Source organism: Polaromonas sp. AET17H-212 (assembly GCF_002379085.1).
Classification (GTDB): domain Bacteria; phylum Pseudomonadota; class Gammaproteobacteria; order Burkholderiales; family Burkholderiaceae_C; genus Polaromonas.
Genome location: NZ_NBZW01000037.1, coordinates 1 through 16828, shown reverse-complemented (window position 1 = coordinate 16828; position 16828 = coordinate 1). Strand labels below are relative to the sequence as shown.

At 68.1% G+C, this 16828-nt stretch carries 9 protein-coding genes; 4 read left to right on the top strand and 5 right to left on the bottom strand.

The window, feature by feature from the left end:
• Nucleotides 1–61: 61 nt before the first annotated feature.
• The 5 genes from B7G53_RS20185 to ppc form a co-directional block, all read right to left on the bottom strand.
• Complete coding sequence (locus B7G53_RS20185) at nt 62–8224, bottom strand: GH36-type glycosyl hydrolase domain-containing protein (RefSeq protein ID WP_096671075.1); 8163 nt, start codon at nt 8222–8224, stop codon at nt 62–64.
• 4 nt (nt 8225–8228) lie between these two features.
• A complete protein-coding gene (locus B7G53_RS20180) occupies nt 8229–8474 on the bottom strand; it encodes a hypothetical protein (protein WP_141396413.1) in 246 nt (81 codons plus the stop codon).
• Between the two features lie 304 nt (nt 8475–8778).
• Nucleotides 8779–9018, bottom strand: a complete 240-nt coding sequence (locus B7G53_RS20175) for a hypothetical protein (protein WP_096671071.1) — start codon at nt 9016–9018, stop codon at nt 8779–8781.
• Between the two features lie 59 nt (nt 9019–9077).
• A complete protein-coding gene (locus B7G53_RS20170) occupies nt 9078–9287 on the bottom strand; it encodes a hypothetical protein (RefSeq protein ID WP_096671069.1) in 210 nt (69 codons plus the stop codon).
• Nucleotides 9288–9436: 149 nt separating this feature from the next.
• Nucleotides 9437–12307, bottom strand: a complete 2871-nt coding sequence (gene ppc, locus B7G53_RS20165; protein ID WP_096671067.1) for a phosphoenolpyruvate carboxylase — start codon at nt 12305–12307, stop codon at nt 9437–9439.
• Between the two features lie 81 nt (nt 12308–12388).
• Here ppc and hemC point away from each other — a divergent pair, with 81 nt between their 5' ends.
• Genes hemC through B7G53_RS20145 form a run of 4 tightly spaced genes read left to right on the top strand, consistent with a single transcriptional unit; the run spans nt 12389 to nt 16570 of the window.
• Nucleotides 12389–13360, top strand: coding sequence for a hydroxymethylbilane synthase (hemC, locus tag B7G53_RS20160; protein ID WP_096671065.1), 972 nt, complete (start codon nt 12389–12391; stop codon nt 13358–13360).
• The gene (locus tag B7G53_RS20155) at nt 13357–14166 is read left to right on the top strand and encodes a uroporphyrinogen-III synthase (protein WP_096671063.1); all 810 of its coding nucleotides are present in this window, start codon (nt 13357–13359) and stop codon (nt 14164–14166) included. The genes hemC and B7G53_RS20155 overlap by 4 nt, the downstream gene beginning before the upstream one ends.
• Nucleotides 14163–15272 (top strand): uroporphyrinogen-III C-methyltransferase, encoded by a 1110-nt coding sequence (locus B7G53_RS20150; protein ID WP_096671061.1) that lies wholly within the window; start codon nt 14163–14165, stop codon nt 15270–15272. Before B7G53_RS20155 ends, B7G53_RS20150 begins: the two co-directional genes overlap by 4 nt.
• An 8-nt stretch (nt 15273–15280) precedes the next feature.
• A complete protein-coding gene (locus B7G53_RS20145; protein ID WP_096671059.1) occupies nt 15281–16570 on the top strand; it encodes a heme biosynthesis HemY N-terminal domain-containing protein in 1290 nt (429 codons plus the stop codon).
• Nucleotides 16571–16828: the final 258 nt, after the last annotated feature.

The window sequence follows — 16828 nt, the reverse complement described above, 5'->3', positions numbered from 1 at the left end:
AGTGTCTTCAGCCCTTGTAGGGTATGCGCAAATAGCTACTGAATCAATAGCATCTTTTGCGTCACGACACAGCCTGCACCAGCAAGCTGGCCTGCATCGGCAGTTCCGCCAGCCGCACCACCTCGCCCGGCGCCAGCACCCGGTCCGGCTTGAAGCTTTCTTCCTGCGCCACATCGGCGCGCTGCCAGCGCAAGGTCACCACGCGTCCGTCAAGACGCAGCGTGATGCCAAACGACGGCCAGTGTGCGGGCACACGCGGCGTCAGCGACAGCTCGCCCCGGCGCACCGACAGGCCCAGCAGGGTCTCCAGCGCAGCGCGGTGCAGCCAGGCGGCCGAGCCGGTGTACCAGCTCCAGCCGCCGCGCCCGACGTAGGGCGGTGCGCTGTAGATGTCGCCGGCCAGCACATAGGGTTCAATTTCATAGGCCGGGCCGCGCACCGGGTGGACGCTGCGGTGCGCCGGGCTCAGGGCTTCGAAGCTGCGCCAGGCGGCTTCGGTGTCGCCGCTCAGGGCCTGCGCCATCATGGCCCAGACCCCGGCGTGCGAGTACTGGCCGCCGTTTTCGCGCACGCCGGGCGGGTAGGCCTGGATGTAGCCCGGGTTGTTTTCAGAATGCTGCAGCGGCGGGTCCAGCAGGCGCAGCAGGCCGGCGTCGGGGTCGATCAGCTGCTGCTTGAGGGCCAGCATGGCCGGCACGGTGAAGGCCTCGGTGGAGGCGCCGGACAGCACGGACCAGGCCTGCGCGATCAGGTCGATGCGGCATTCGCTGTTGGCGCTGGAGCCGAGCGGCGCGCCGTTGTCAAAAAATGCGCGGCGGAACCAGGCGCCGTCCCAGCCGGCGTCGTGCAGCGCGGCAATCCAGCCTTGCCGCGCGCGCAGCCATGTGTCGGCGCGTGCGGTCTCGCCCCGGGCCTGGGCCAGCGGTGCAAAGTCCTGCACCACGCGGCACAGAAACCAGCCCAGCCAGACGGACTCGCCCTTGCCTTCATGGCCGACACGGTTCATGCCGTCGTTCCAGTCGCCGGTGCCCATCAGCGGCAGGCCGTGCCGGCCCACGGCCAGGCTGCGGTCCAGGGTCCGGGCGCAGTGTTCGTAAACGCTGGCCGACTGCGTGCTGGTCTGCGGCGGGTAGTAGGCGTCTTCGGCGCCGTCGGGAATCGGCGGGCCGTCGATGAAAGCCACGGATTCGTCGAGCAGGGCCAGGTCGCCGGTGATGTCGATGTAATGCGCACAGGCATGGGGCAGCCAGAGCAGGTCGTCGGAAAAGTGCGTGCGCACGCCTTCGCCGCCGGGTGCGTGCCACCAGTGCTGCACATCGCCTTCGGGGAACTGGCGCGAGGCATTGAGAACGATCTGCGCACGCAACCGCGCCGGGTCGGCCAGGCCCAGCGCCATCGCGTCCTGCAACTGGTCGCGAAAGCCGAACGCGCCGCCGGCCTGGTAGAAGCCGGCCTTGGACCACAGCCGGCAGACCACGGTCTGGTAAATCAGCCAGCGGTTGACCAGCGCGTCGAACAGCGGGTCGGGCGTGCTGACCTGCACCTTGCCCAGGAGTCCTGACCACCAGCCTTGCACCTCTGCCAGCGCCCGGGCCGTATCGCGTTGCGCCCACTGCCGCACCAACTGCTCGGCGCCGGCGCCGTCGGCCGCATGGCCGAGGACGAAGCTGAAGGCCACGCCTTCCCCGGGATTGAGCTCGAACTCGCTTGAAATGGCGGCACAAGGGTCAAATGCGGCGCCGCTGCGCCGTCCCAAAGTCGCCGGCAGCACGAGCTGGCCCAGCGTGTCGAAAAATTCGCTGCGGTCGCAGGTCCATTGCGTGCCGCCGGCCGCACCCGACAGCGCCAGGAAGGCCGTGCTGCCGCCATAGCCGTCGCGGCTTTCGCGCTGCTGGGCAAACAGGGCCACCCGCTCGGCGCCGTTCCAGGTGTGAAGGGTGCGCCTGTGGGCCCTGGCTTCGCCCATCTGCCACTCGACCATGGCGACGGCGCGAAGGCGCCGCTGCCGCCCGCCCTCCAGCCGGACACGCACCTGAACCACCTTGACGGCGTCTTTCAGGTCGGCAAAGAAAGTGGTCTCCAGCTGCAGGCCGGCATGCCTGCCTTCGAACACCGTGTAGCCCTGCCCATGGCGCACGCGCCAGTCGCTGCCGGGAGCGGCGAGCAGTGAAGGGGTCAGGGGAAACACCTCGCCGCTGTCCAGGTCCTGCAGCAGCCAGTGTTCCGATGCGGGGTCGCGCACCGGGTCGTTGGACCAGGTGGTGACCGGATGCAGGCGGCTGTTGGTCGCCCAGGTGTAGCCGCTGCCGGTTTCCGACACCTGAAAACCGAAGTCAGGGTTGCTGATCACATTGATCCACGGCTTGGGTAGCCGCTGGCCACCCTTGAGCCCGAAGCGGAATTCACCGCTTTCTGCATCAAAGATGCCGGGCTCAGGCCGCTCCGGGTTGCCAGGGAAATGGGAGGCGTCGCCGGTCAGCGCGGTGCGGGTGAGGGCGGTGAATTTTTGCGGCGACCAGTCTTCGCGCATGGCCGCCACCTGCACTTCCAGCGGCCGGCCGTCGGCGCTGAAGACCACGCGTGCCAGGCCGGTGAGGGCGGTTTTTTCGCCGGGGGCCATCTCCTGCTCGCGCAGCAGGAAAAAGCCGGGCGCCGAGCTGGCCGCCTCGTCACGCCTGAAGCTGTGCTGCACGGCCTGCAGCAGCCGGTCGCGCAGCGCCAGGATGTCGCGCTGCAGCGGCATCAGGTAGGAGTTGGCTTCGCTGTTGAGCACCACCACATCCACACCCAGCCCGCCAAAGGCCCACCACGGCTGGGCGCGCAGCAGCGCATGCACCAGCGGCACGCCGCTGTGCGAGTGAATGCGCAACAGGACGATGGGCTTGTCGCCGGAGATGCCAAAGCGCCAGAGCAGGCGCTGGTCCAGTGGCGTGCGCTCGGCGGGCCGTGCCACGCTGTACATCAGCGCCGTGCTCATGTCCTGCAGCGCCAGGTTTTCCTCCGGGGTCAGCGCCACGTCGCGCAAGCGCACCTGGGCCAGCGTCGCGGCCATGCGGGTCGCACGCTCCACGTGCATGGGCTGCAGGTATTTGTCGATGCGGGGCACCAGCTCGTCGGCCGTCTCGGCGGCCGTCGTGGCAAAACTCAGCCTTGCCAGGGCACCCGGCGCCAGCCGCAGCGTCACGCGCAGGCTGGCCACCGGGTCCAGGCCGTTGACGGGCTGGCCCTGCGTATCAAACGGCTGGTCGCCCAGGGCCGGCTGGTGCGCCGGGTGATGGCGTCCGGCAAACACGCGGCGGTCGGCAATACACGCCACCGAGATCAGGTCGGCCTCCGCCTCGGCCAGAAAATGCGCCACCGCCATTTGCGGGTCGCCGTGCAGGCGCGGCCGGCGCGTGAGCAAGAGGGCGCGCCACTGCGGCTCCCAGCGGGTCTGCACAAACAGGTTGGAAAACGCCGGGTGTGCTTCGTCGGCGCGCGGGTCGGCCAGCACCGCCTCGAAACAGGACACCAGTTCCAGCACCTGCTCGGTGCGACCGGTGTTGAGCAGCGTCACGGTGCGCAGCTCGGTGTCGTCCTCGGGGCTGACCAGCACGGTCAGGGTGGTGCTCAGGTCCCCGCCCTGCGCGTCGAACTGCACCCGGTCGGCCATGAAGCGAGCCTGGTAGTGCCAGCTCGGGCCCGGCGCCGGCCGCGCCGTGAGCGAGCTGACGCTGGGTTCACCCTCCTGGTCGGGGTGGACCAGGTAGAAAAAGCTGCCGTAACTGTCACGCAGCAGGTCATCGCGCCAGCGCGTGATGTTGCGGCCGCGCCAGCGGCTCAGCCCGGCGCCGTTGGCGCGCAGCGCGACGTTGTAGTGGCCGTTGGACAGCAGGTGCGTGGGTTTCCAGCTGGTGCCCAGCGGGTTCAGCTCGCGTGACTGGAACACCGGCTCCGGGATGTAGCCGCCGGGCTCCGGCGGCAGGCGCGGGTCGGCACTGCGGACGATCTGGCGCGGCGTGTTTTCATGCAGCAGGGTCGCATGCGCGCGCACCAGCGGGTCGCCGCAGAACCAGCGCCGCGGTGCGTTGGTACACAACACGTTGCACAGCGCCACCAGCGCCATGCCCTGGTGGTGCGCCATGAAGGCTTCCACAATGCTGAACGCCTCGGTGCCCGACTTTTCCGGCTGGCGTGCGACGGTGAAGTCCAGGGCTTCGTAAAACCCCAGCTCGCCGCGTGCGCCCAGTTTTTCCAGGCGCTGCAAGTTGCGCACGGCGCCGTGTGTATCGAACAGCGTCGCCAGCAGGGTGGCGTAGGGCGCAACCACGCGGTCGGTGTGCGGCGTGCGCCGCAGCGCCAGCCGCGGGACACCAAAAGGGGAGTACTGGAAGGCCAGCGAATGATCCTGCGCGAAATAGCCGGACTCCGACACGCCCCACGGGAGTTGCTGCGCCGCACCGTAGGCGCGTTGCTCGGCCACCGCGGCGTGGGCCGCCGTGTGCAGCAGGCCGTAACCGGGCTCGGACATCAGCAGCGAGGGCATCAGGTACTCGAACATCGAGCCCGACCAGGACTTCAGGCCCGGCACCACGCCCACCGACAGAAAAGGCCGGCCGAGGGAGGCCCAGTGGCGCCGCGGCACGTCGCCCTTGGCGATCGCCAGAAAGCTGGTGAGTCGTGATTCGGACGCCAGCAGGTCGTAATAACTCGCGTCGAGCACATGTTCCTGCACGCGCAGGCCGATATGAAACAGGTGGCGCTTGGCGTCGTACAACCCGCGAAAGTCCATGGCCGCGTACAGGGCCTGGCAGCGCGCCGCCAGTTTCAGCAGGCTGGCCTGCGCTGGTTTGCCGTCGGCGCCGCTTTGCGCCAGCACGGTGCAGGACTGCGCGACGGCCAGCAACAGGCCGGCCAGGTTGCCGCTGTCAACCACCGACACATAGGCCGGCTGCAGCACCTCCAGCGTTCGCGTGTCGTACCAGTTGAGCAGGTGGCCATCGTGCTTGGGCAGGCGGGCCATGCTGTCCAGCGAGGCTTGCAGCCGGCTGATGACTTCATTCGTGCTGATCCAGCCGAACTCGCGGGCGCAGCAGACGGCCAGCAGGTACAGGCCGATGTTGGTCGGCGAGGTGCGATGCGCCAGCGTGGGAGCCGGCACCAGTTGCAGGTTGTCTGGCGGCAAGTGGTTGTCCTCGGCGCCGACCGATTGCTCGAAAAAACGCCAGGTGTCGCGTGCCAGTGTGTACAGGTATTTCCGGTCATCATCCCGCAGGCGGTGTGCGGGATCCGGCGGACGCGGCCTGCTGGCCCACCAGGCCGCCAGCGGCGACGCCGCCCACAGCAGGAACAGCGCGGTGCCGGCCACCGGGGAGGGGCTCCACAGCGCGGCGACCGCCAGTGCCGCGCACAGCAGTGACACCGGTGCGTGCTGGCGCACAAAGACGGACAGCTCGTGCCGTGCGGCGGCCTGGGCCTGGGCGGCGGTGCTCCACTCCAGCAGCCCGCGGCGGCTCACGCGCATGCGCCAGGCAGAGCGCACGATGGCGTCGAGCAGCAGGGTGGCCTGCACCGGCAACTGGCTGAACTGCCAGGCGGCGCCGACCAGGGCACGCAGCATTTCGCTGCGGCCCACATGGAAAAAATGGCGCCAGGCGATGCCGCGGCGTGTCGGCACCAGGCCGGCCAGCGCGCCGAGCAGGGGCCCGGCCAGCAAGGCCGCGAAGCTGACGATCAGGGCCGTGGCCAGCGGCATGGCCGCCGTGAAAACGACGCAGACGAGCAGGCCGACCGTGGCGGGGATGACCAGCGAGCGGCGCAGGTTGTCGGTCATTTTCCACAGGCCCAGCGCATCGATGCCGTAGTGCCTGGCGCGCGCCATGAAGGGCAGCAACTGCCAGTCGCCGCGGGTCCAGCGGTGAATGCGCGAGGCGGCCACACCCGCATGGTGGGGCTGCTCTTCGACCAGTGTCACGTCGCTGACAAAGCCGCAGCGCGCGATGTTGCCCTCCAGCAGGTCATGGCTGAGGATGGCGCCCGTGGGCAGGCGGTCGTCGAGGACCGCATGCACTGCGGCGACATGCAGCAGGCCCTTGCCGCTGAAGCTGCCGCTGCCGAACAGGTCCTGGTACACCTCGGATACGCCGTTGCTGTAGGGGTCAATGCCGCATTGGCCGGCAAACAGGCGGTGAAAAGGCGTGCGTTCAGCAGGCCCCGGCAGCGGGGTGACCACGCGCGGTTGCAGGATGCCGTAACCGGCCACCACGCGGCGCGAGGCAGCATCGAGCTGCGGGGCGTTCAGCGGGTGGGCCGCCACGGCCACCAGGTCGCGCAGGGCGCCGGGCGGCAGGCCGGTGTCGCTGTCCAGCGTCACGACGTACTGGATGCCGTCGGCCAGCTGCTGGCCGTCGGCCAGCGGCATGAAACCGGCCATGCTGCCGGTGACCAGCGTGCGCAGCAGCTGTTCGAGCTTGCCCCGCTTGCGCTCCCAGCCCAGCCATTTTTGCTGGGTGTCGCTCCATTCGCGCGGGCGATGGATCAGCAGAAAGCGCGGCGCTGCGCCAGCCGGCGCGGGATGGCGTGTATTCAGTGCCGCCACCTGCGCCAGCGCCGCCTTGAGCAGGGCCGCATCGCCCACCATGTTTTCGCGCGGCGCATCCACCCAGTCGGTGAGCAGGGCGAACTGGGCCTCTGGCTCGCGGTTGGCCAGCCAGTGCAGCTCAAGCCGTTCTGCCAGCTCGTGAATGGTCGCGCTGGAGCTCAGCAGCGTCGGCAGGACAACCAGCACGCGGTGTTTGGGCGGGATGCCGGCGGCGAAATCGAGCCGTGGCAGGAAGCGAATCTTGAGCGATTCGGCGATCAGGCGGTGCACGAAGGCCGCGGCGGCTTCGGAGGCCGGCCAGGCCAGCAGGAACAGCGCCGCCGCAGCCGGCCAGCCGTGCATGTCCGTGCGGTTGGCCGCCGCCAACACGACGAGGACGGTGCCAAGGAGGATCGTGGCGATGTACAGCGGCAGCCGCCAGTGGCGCAAGGCGGCCGGCGGCGTGCGGCGCGCCGTGATCCCCAGGGTTGCCTCGAGGGCGGCCCGGCCGCCGCCGAGCAGGTAATAACCGGCGGTGCGCTCCACGGCGGTGGCGGACAGGGTGTCCGGCACCGCGTGCGCGGCCGCCACCACGGCCTTGGCCACCTCGCGTTCGGAGTGGCGGCTCAGGCGCGCCAGCCGCTCCATGGACTGGGTGATCTGCTGGCGCGTGAGTTCGCTTTCCTGGGCAAAGCTGGGCAGCCGCCGGAGCATGCGCAGCGAACGGCTCACCGGCTCGATCAGCTCGACCCAGTCGACCTGTCCGACCATGCGCAGGGTGGTGACGATGTTGCCGACGGTGAGGTTGGCGGCCACCTGCGCGGTCTGGCTTTCAACCATCAGCGCCGGCCCGTCCGGGCAATGCCGTTCGGTCCAGAGGACCAGTGACGGCGAGATGTCGAGTTTGACCGTGGGCATGCGCTGCCACAGCTGCGTGAGGTAGTTGCGCTGCAGGCCCCGTTGCTGCATCAGGGCATTGATGGCGTCGAGGTCGGTGTCGTCGAGGCTGTCCACGCAGTCCCAGACGGCATGGGCGACTTCCCGGGCCACCTTGCTTTGGGCAATGTTGTCGGCCATGCGGCGCAGGTTTTCAAGCAGCACCACGCGCAGGGTGGTTGGCAGGGCCCAGAGCTCGCTCAGCCGCAGTTCGCTGTGTTCCTGGTAGGCGTTGAGAAAGGCGGTGAACAGTTCCGGGTTGAGCACGCTGTCGGTATGGGCCACGTAAGCCCAGGCGATGCCATAGACGCGTGGCAGGCCTTCCAGCGGCGCCGCTGCCAGCTTGGGCAGGCTCGCGTAATAACGCCGCGGCACACCTTCGCGGATCTGCTGCAGCTGGGCTTCGACCAGGTGAAAGTTGTCGAGCAGCCATTCGGCGGCAGGCGTCACGTAGTGGCCGCTGCTCGAGGTCAGCGCCACATAGTCATAGGCTTGGCGCAGCGCGACCAGGTTTTCCTCGACACGTGGGAAAAAGGAAGCGCCGCGCCGCGAGGAGCCGTCGGCCTGCACCGTCTGGGCCTCGGCCAGACTGCGGCCATGTTGTTCGAAGCGGTGTATGCCGAACAGCTCGGCGCGTATGGGCGGCTCGGCTTCCGACCTCTGCGTCAGGAGGATCTGGCGTGCGTGCGGGGTGAGTGATTCCAGCCGGTCAAGAACGGCGGCGTCCACCCGCTCAAACCACGGCCAGCAAGGCCACGCCGCAGCAGACGAAGACGGCGCCTGTAGTCACAATGCGCGGGGACGCGGTGGCCTGCAGGGACTCCAGCGCGGCACGCAGTGCAAAAAAACGGCCGCGCGAAAGCTGGCAATCGTTCATGTGTGCGGCAAGTGCCATGAAGTCACTGCTCACAAACTCATTGCTCATGGGGTCGTGAGGGGCGGAAAGGCGGCTGACCGCCTCGGCGTGTGGCGTAGACATGGTTCAGGCTCCAAGGGTGGTCGCCGGCACTGCCTGAGGCAAATGCAAATGCGGTGTGGCGTTGAATCCATCCTAGGGTTCACCCGCGGTTGCCGCCATCGGATTCCACTGGAAGACCTGTAGGAGCAGTCCGACAGTGTGGTCGGCGGACTTGTTGCCGCCGGTTTTTTTGCCGCGCGGCCTGGGCCTGCCAGGAAAAGAGAACTGCGGTCCATGCTGTCGTTTCTGGACAGGAAAATCGCATGGCTGGAAGCCGGAGCGAACGGGCCGGCTCCCAGGCAAGGCCGCGAACGGGTGATCCGGCTCAGTGGCCCAGGTCTGCAACCAGCTTGTCTGCCGCCTGAACGGCCTCCTCTCGAGTGGACCAGGTCCGGTCGCTGTCGTGCAAAGGCGGCAATGACTCAACGTGAATGACGGCGATGTACCAGGGACCGTCAGGGACATGACACAGCTGGGCCATGTAGTGCCGGCCGCCCGCGATGCCAGGGACGTATTCCTCCAGCGGCTCCGGTCCTTCCATTTCTTCTGGTTCTTCCATGTCCATCAGGTTTCTTTCCAAATCCTGATTATCCGCAACCCGACCCGCGCTTCTGGGTCTGAGGTTCAATCCTTCAGATCCACCCCCAGAAGTGCCAGTTTTTTTGCGAACGAATCCCTGCGTTTTGTGGCCTTGGCGGCGGTCTCGACGGCCGCCTGAATCGCCTTGGGCCCTTTGCCTGCAAGCGCTTTGATCAATCCGGACTTGTGGGCAGCCTCTGCCTGCGCCCTCCTGTAAGTGGCGATGAGTTCGGCATGGGCAGCGGATGGATTCACAGGGACCTCATTGGCTAAAACGCCATTTTCGGCGCTTTTTTGCGTCCATCTCCGTTGACGGCGATCTGGATGAAAAAAGGCTACCAGCCCATATAAAAAGGGCGCCAGCAGCTACTGAATCAATAGCAATCAAAGCCCGGCAGCGCGCCTCAACCGGTGTTGCGCAAGCCCGCCGCGATGCCGTTGATCGAGATGTGGATGCCGCGCTGCACGCGTTCGTCAGCCCTGCCTTCGCGGTAGCGGCGCACCAGCTCGACCTGCAGGTGGTGCAGCGGGTCGATGTAGGGAAAGCGGTGGCGGATGGAGCGCTGCAGGGCCGCGTTGTTGGCCAGGCGCTGCTTGTCGCCGGTGATCAGCGTCAGCGCTTCGGCCGTGCGGTGCCACTCGCCCTCGATGGCGCTGAAAATCTTCTTGCGCAGGCGCGCATCGCCGACCAGTTCGGCATAGCGCGAGGCCAGCGCCAGGTCGCTTTTGGCCAGCACCATGTCCATGTTGCTGAGCAGGGTGCGGAAAAACGGCCACTGCTTGTACATCTTCTGCAGCAGCGCGAGCGCCTCCTTGCGGCTGGCCGGCGTGCCGCCCTGCTCGAGAAACTGCGCAATCGCCGCGCCAAAGCCATACCAGCCAGGCAGGGTCAGGCGGCACTGGCCCCAGCTGAAACCCCAGGGAATGGCGCGCAGGTCCTCGATCTTCTGGGTGGCTTTTCTGGACGCGGGCCGGGAGCCGATATTGAGTTCGGCAATCTCGCGGATCGGTGTCGCGCTGAAAAAATACTCGGTGAAACCGGGGGTCTCGTAGACCAGCGCGCGGTAGGCGGCCATGCTGGCTTGCGACAGCTGGTCGGCGGCCTGCAGAAAGGCCTTGGTGGCCGGCTTGGTGGGCTGCAGCAGGGTGGCTTCCAGCGTGGCCGCGACCAGGGTCTCCAGGTTGCGCCGGCCGATTTCCGGGTTGGCGTATTTGGAACCGATGACTTCGCCCTGCTCGGTCAGGCGGATCTGTCCGCGCACCGTGCCCGGGGGCTGCGCCAGGATGGCCTGGTAGCTCGGGCCGCCGCCGCGGCCCACGGTGCCGCCGCGGCCGTGGAACATGCGCAACTGGATGTTGTGCGAGTTGGCGAGCTGGTCGAACAGCTCGACCAGCGCGATCTCGGCGCGGTACAGCTCCCAGTTGCTGGTGAAGATGCCGCCATCCTTGTTGCTGTCGGAGTAGCCGAGCATGATGTCCTGCTCGGCGCCGCTGCGCTGCACGAGCCGGGCGATGCCGGGCAGGGCATAAAACTCCCGCATGATGGGCGCGGCATTGCGCAGGTCTTCAATCGTTTCAAACAGCGGCACAACGATCAGGTCGTTGCTGGCAGCGCTGTCCAGCGTGCCATGCATCAGCCCCACTTCCTTTTGCAGCAGCAAGACCTCGAGCAGGTCGCTGACGGTTTCGGTGTGGCTGATGATGTAGTGGCGGATGGCTTCCCGGCCGAAACGTGCGCGCGCCGTGCGGGCCGCCTCGAAAATCGCCAGCTCGCCGGTGGCGTGCGCCGAGTAGGTGGTGCCGACCACACGCAGCGGCCGGGCGTCGTTGAGCAGTTGCAGCAGCAACGCGCGCTTGGCCATTTCGTCCAGGCCCGCGTAGTTGGGCTCGATACGCGCAACGGCAAGCAGCTCGGCGACGACTTCCTCGTGTTTGTCCGAACTCTGGCGCAGGTCCACCGTGGCCAGGTGAAAGCCGAACACCTCCACCGCGCGGATCAGCGGGTGCAGGCGCTGCGCGACCAGTGCGCCGCCGTGGTTGGCCCGCAGCGAACCTTCAATGGTGCGCAGGTCGACCAGGAAGTCCCCGGAGGTCAGGTAGGCGTTTTGCGGCGCCACCGCATGGCGCGCAGCCTCGGTGCCGGTGAGGTCTTTCAGTGTGGCGGCCAGCCGTGCGTAGACACCGGTCAGCGCGCGCCGGTAGGGCTCGTCGAGGCGGTGTTCGTTGGTGTCGGGTGAGCTTTCGGCCAGCGCCCGCATCTGCGGCGAGAAGTCCACCAGCATGGCCGACAGCGAGAGTTCGCCGCCCAGGTAGTGCACCTCGGTCAGGTAGTGGCGCAGCGCCACTTCGGCCTGGCGGCGCAGGGCGTAGTTGAGGGTGTCCGCACTGACATTGGGGTTGCCGTCCCGGTCGCCGCCTATCCACTGGCCCATGCGCAGAAAGCTGTGCACCGGCTGGTTGCCCAGTGCACGCTCGAGGTCACCGTAGAGCTTGGGGATCTCGCGCAGAAAGGTCGATTCGTAATAACTGAGCGCGTTCTCGATCTCGTCGGCCACCGTGAGTTTGGTGAAACGCAGCAGCCGGGTCTGCCACAGCTGCATCACACGGGCGCGCAGCTGCGCTTCGTTGGCGGCAAGTTCGCGCGGCGTCAGCGCATCGCGCGCCGCATTGACGGCGAGGGCCAGCGCCTTGATCTCGTCGCGCGCCGTCAGCAGCTGCGCGATGTCGCGCTCGGCGTCCAGGATGCTCTTGCGCTGCACCTCGGTCGGGTGCGCCGTGAGCACCGGCGAGACAAAACTGTGCGCCAGCATGTTAGCTATCGTTTTAGGAGCTATTCCCGCCCAGCGCAGGCGGGCCAGCGCCACTTCGATGCTGCCTTCCTGGGTGTCGCCGGCGCGTTCGTGGATGGCGCGGCGGCGGATGTGGTGGCGGTCCTCGGCCAGGTTGGCCAGGTGGCTGAAGTAGGTGAAGGCACGGATCACGCTGACGGTCTGGTCGCCGGACAGGCCCTTGAGCAGCTTTTTGAGGGCCTTGTCGGCCTCGTGGTCGGCATCGCGGCGAAAGGCCACGGACAGCTTGCGCACTTCCTCGATCAGCTCGTAGGCGGCCACCCCTTCCTGCTCGCGGATCACGTCACCGAGGATGCGGCCCAGCAGGCGGATGTCCTCGACCAGCGGGCGCTCGTTGTCCCTGCTTCTGGCGCGCGGGCGGTCACTGTCTTTGGCAGGTCCCCCGGCTTGTTCCTTGGGGGGGGTCGCACGCGCCGTCGTTACCATGGTTCACCTCGTGTTGGCTCTTGTTTTGCAGTGCAGCATGCTAGCATCCGGACACCCCCCAAGATTACAGACAGGTTACGAGTGAGCGCAGCTTCTTCCCCTTCCCTCCGCGTTGTCATTGCCACGCGTGAAAGCCGGCTGGCCATGTGGCAGGCCGAACACGTCAAGGCCTTGCTGGAGACCCGCCTGGGCTGGCAGGTCGAGTTGCTGGGCATGACCACGCTGGGCGACCAGATCCTGGACCGCTCGCTGAGCAAGGTCGGCGGCAAGGGCCTGTTCGTCAAGGAGCTGGAAACCGCGCTGCTGGACGGCCGCGCCGACATCGCCGTGCATTCGCTCAAAGATGTGCCCATGGACCTGCCGGCCGGCTTCGCGCTGGCCTGCGTGCTCGAGCGCGAGGACCCGCGCGATGCACTGGTGTCGAATCATTTTTCCTCGCTGGACGAGTTGCCGCCCGGCGCCGTCGTTGGCACCTCCAGCCTGCGCCGTCTGGTGCTGCTCAAGGCCCTGCGGCCGGACCTGAAAATTGAACCCCTGCGCGGCAACCTCGACACCCGCCTGCGCAAGCTCGACGAAGGGCAGTACCAGGCCATCGTGCTGGCGGCCGCCGGGCTGAAACGCCTGGGCCTGGCCTCGCGCATCCGCTGTGCCTTCGATCCGGCGCAGATGCTGCCGGCCGCGGGGCAGGGCGCGCTGGGCATCGAAGTGCGGGCCGACCGGCAGGATCTGCTGGAGGCGCTGGCCACGCTGGCGCACCAGCCGACCTGGCTGGCCGTGACGGCCGAGCGCACCGTGTCGCGTGCCATGGGTGGCAGCTGCTCGATGCCGCTGGCCGCCTTCATCCGCGAACCGCGAGGCGATGAGATGACCCTGGAAGCCGCCTGGGGCGAGCCCGGCGCCGATGGTCAGGGCGTGGCCGGCCAGCCGCTGGTGCGCGCCGAACACCGCGCGCCGGTGCGCAGCTTCGCCGACGCCGAGGCCCTCGGTGAACGCGTGGCCGCTTCCTTGCGGGCCGGCGGCGCCGTCTGGGCCGCCCCTGCGCCACAGCCTTGAACGCAGCGCGTGTCATCGTCACCCGGCCTGCGCGCGATGCCGCTGGCTGGGTGCAGGCCCTGCAGGCGCACGGCCTGCAGGCCGAGGCGCTGCCCCTGATCGAGATCGCCGCGCTGCCGGAAACACCGGCCCTGCAGCAGGCCTGGCGCGAGATCGGCGCTTATGCGGCCTTGATGTTTGTCAGTGGCAATGCCGTGGACGGATTTTTTGCATCCAATCAGGCTGCAGCCCTTGTTCAACGGGCGAAAGCAGCTACTGATTCAATAGCAAATCCGGGGCCGCGCCTGCTGGCGCCCGGCCCCGGCACCGTGGCCGCGCTGCGCCGTGCGGGGGTGCCCGAGGCGCTGATCGACGCCCCGGCGGCAGACGCCGGTCAGTTTGACTCCGAAGCATTGTGGGCGGTGGTGGGCCAGCGCGACTGGCAGGGCCGGCGCGTGCTGATCGTGCGCGGCCAGGGCGAAGGCCAGGACCAGGCGGCCGGCGCCGGGCGCGACTGGCTGGCGCAGCAGTTCGCCGCCGCCGGCGCCCGGGTCGAGGTGGTGGCGGTGTACCAGCGCCGCGCGCCGGTTTTTACTGCATCACAGCGGCAGCGCATAGCGGCCGCGGCGCACGACGGCTCGGTCTGGCTGCTGAGCAGTTCCGAGGCGCTGGCGCACCTGCCGGCAGGGGACTGGTCGCAGGCCCGCGCCGTCGCCACCCACCCGCGTATTGCCGAAGCGGCGCGCGCCGCCGGCTGGGGTGTTGTTGTGCAGTCACGTCCGGAGATAGCGGACATCGTGGGCTCGATAGAATCAATGCCACCATGAGCGACAGCGAACCCGTCCCCCCTCCCTTGCCGATGCCCCTGGCCGAGCTGCCGGCCGCACCCGCGGCGGGTGCGGGGCGTCGCTGGCTGCTGGTGACCGGCTTGGTGGCCGTCGCCGGCCTCGTGCTCAGCATCCTGCTGTGGCAAAAGCTCGGCAACATCCAGGAAGAACTGGCCCGGCGCAGCACAGATTCGACCGCGCAGGCCATCGAGGCCCGCACACTGGCGCGGCAGGCACAGGAAGGCACGCGCGAACTGACGGCACGCCTGGCACTGCTGGAGACGCGGCTCAGCGAAGTCAGCCTGCAGCGCACCCAGCTGGAAGAACTGATGCAAAGCCTGTCGCGTTCGCGCGATGAAAACCTGGTGGTCGATGTGGAGTCCGCGCTGCGGCTGGCCCAGCAGCAGGCCCAGCTGACCGGCAGCGCCGAGCCGCTGCTGGCCGCCCTCAAGTCGGCCGACCAGCGGCTGGCGCGCGCCGCGCAGCCGCGCCTCAATCCGCTGCAGCGCGCCATTGCCCGGGACGTGGAGCGCATCAAGGCCACCACCGTGACCGATGTGCCCGGCCTGCTGCTCAAACTCGACGAACTGACCCGTGTGGTGGACGAGCTGCCGCTGGCCAATGCGATGGTCACCGGCGCCGCCGCCGCCCGTCCGGTGGTGCCGGCGGCTGCACCCGCGCCGGCCAGGCCCGCCTCTGCGGCTGGCACCTCCATGGCTTGGCTGGACAGCCTGGCGCTCAGGGCCTGGTGGCAGCGCACACTGCAGGGCACGCTGGACGAAGCCCGCGGCCTGCTGCGCGTGAGCCGCATCGACCAGCCCGACGCGGCCCTGCTGGCACCCGAGCAGGCCTTTTTCCTGCGTGAAAACCTCAAGCTCAAACTGCTCAACGCCCGACTCGGCCTGCTGTCGCGCCAGACGGCCAGCGCCCGTTCCGACCTGGCCGCTGCCAGCGCGTCACTGGCAAAGTACTTTGATCCTGCCTCGCGCAGGACCCAGGCGGCGGCGCAGCTGCTGCAGCAGGTGCAAAGCCAGATGAAGTCCAGCGAGTTGCCGCGCCTGGACGAAACCCTGGCCGCGCTGGCCACGGCGGCTGCGGGCCGCTAGGACCCGGTATGCGCAGCGCTCTCTGGCTCCTGGCCCTGTTCGGCATCGCGGTGGCGGTGGCGCTGGTGGCCGGCAACAACCAGGCGGTGGTCACGCTGTTCTGGCCGCCGCACCGCGTCGACATGTCCTTCAACCTGCTGGTGCTGTTGCTGGCCGGCCTGTTCACCCTGCTGTACCTGGCGCTGCGTGCCGCGGTGGCGGTGTTTTCGCTGCCGGCCGAGGCCAGGCGCTGGCGTGCCCAGCAAAAAGAGCGTGCCATGTACGCCGCCTTCATGGACGCGTTGTCGCACCTGATGGCCGGGCGCTTTATCCGTGCGGCCAAGCTCGCACAGAACGCCATCACCCAGGAAAAAAGCCTCAGCCTGCTGGCCCGCACCTCCGGCCATGTCGGCGGCTACACGCCGGCGCGCGCGACCCAGCTGCGTTTGCTGGCGCACCTGCTGGCCGCCGAAAGTGCGCAGGCCCTGCAGAACAAGGCCGAGCGTGAAGACCAACTGCAGCAGGCGCTGGAAGTCAGCAGCCACCGGATTGCCCAGGAGACGCGCGAAGGTGTGCAGCTGCGTGCCGCGCGCTGGGCACTCGACGACCGGGACCCGGTTGGCGCGCTGGCGCTGCTCAACCAGATGCCGCAGGGCGCGTCGCGTCGCACGCTGGCGCTGCGCACCAAGCTGCGCGCCACGCGCCAGGCCGGGCAGATTCCACAGGCGCTGGAAACCGCGCGCCTGCTGGCCAAACACCGCGCTTTTTCGCCCGCCGCCGCGCAAAGCATTGTGCGCGGGCTGGCACTCGAGCTGCTCGGCGGCGCCCACGACCCGGCGCAACTGCAAACCGCCTGGCAGTCCCTCGACGCCAGCGAGCGCGCCATGCCTGAGCTGGTGATCCATGCCGCCGCGCGCCTGATGGCACTGCACGGCGACGCCTACCTGGCGCGCAGCTGGCTGCTCCAGGTCTGGGAGCCGGTGATGCGGCCGCACTCCGAGGTCAGCGACTCCCAGCGCATCAAGCTGATCCAGGTGCTCGAGCAGGGGCTGGACTCCATCGACGCCGCCTGGCTGGCACGCATCGAGACGGCACAGCAGCTGCGGCCGCGCGATGCCAATGTCCAGTACCTCGCCGGCATGGCCTGCCTGAAGCGCCAGCTCTGGGGCAAGGCCCAGCAACTGCTGTCCCAGGCCGTGCTGGCCCTGCAGGACGGCACCCTGCACCGCAATGCCTGGCGCGCGCTGGCACTGCTGGCCGAGCAGCGTGGTGATGCGGTGGCTGCGGCGCAGGCTTACAAGCGGGCGGCGGAAGTTTAGTTTTTCTGTCCGTTCGGGCTGGGCTTGTCGAAGGGTCGAAGCCGCCTTTGCGTCCACTGTTCGCTGTTCGCCTGCAAGCCGGGGGTTGCCCGGCGGCAACTCACTTTCTTTTTGCGTCGCTGTATAGACCGGACACATGGTGGACAGGTGTACGGGGACATGGTTGACGGTTTGAATTAATCCACAGCCGGCTGTCTCAAGTCAATTTCCAGGCAATGGTGGTGTGCGAAATAGACATCAAACACGCCGTCCTGGCCA

Coding starts and splice junctions, on each gene's coding strand:
- B7G53_RS20180 (WP_141396413.1), bottom strand. CDS start 8,474: ATGTCTACGCCACACGCCGAGGCGGTCAGCCGCCTTTCCGCCCCTCAC.
- B7G53_RS20175 (WP_096671071.1), bottom strand. CDS start 9,018: ATGGACATGGAAGAACCAGAAGAAATGGAAGGACCGGAGCCGCTGGAG.
- ppc (WP_096671067.1), bottom strand. CDS start 12,307: ATGGTAACGACGGCGCGTGCGACCCCCCCCAAGGAACAAGCCGGGGGA.
- B7G53_RS20150 (WP_096671061.1), top strand. CDS start 14,163: ATGAGCGACAGCGAACCCGTCCCCCCTCCCTTGCCGATGCCCCTGGCC.
- B7G53_RS20145 (WP_096671059.1), top strand. CDS start 15,281: ATGCGCAGCGCTCTCTGGCTCCTGGCCCTGTTCGGCATCGCGGTGGCG.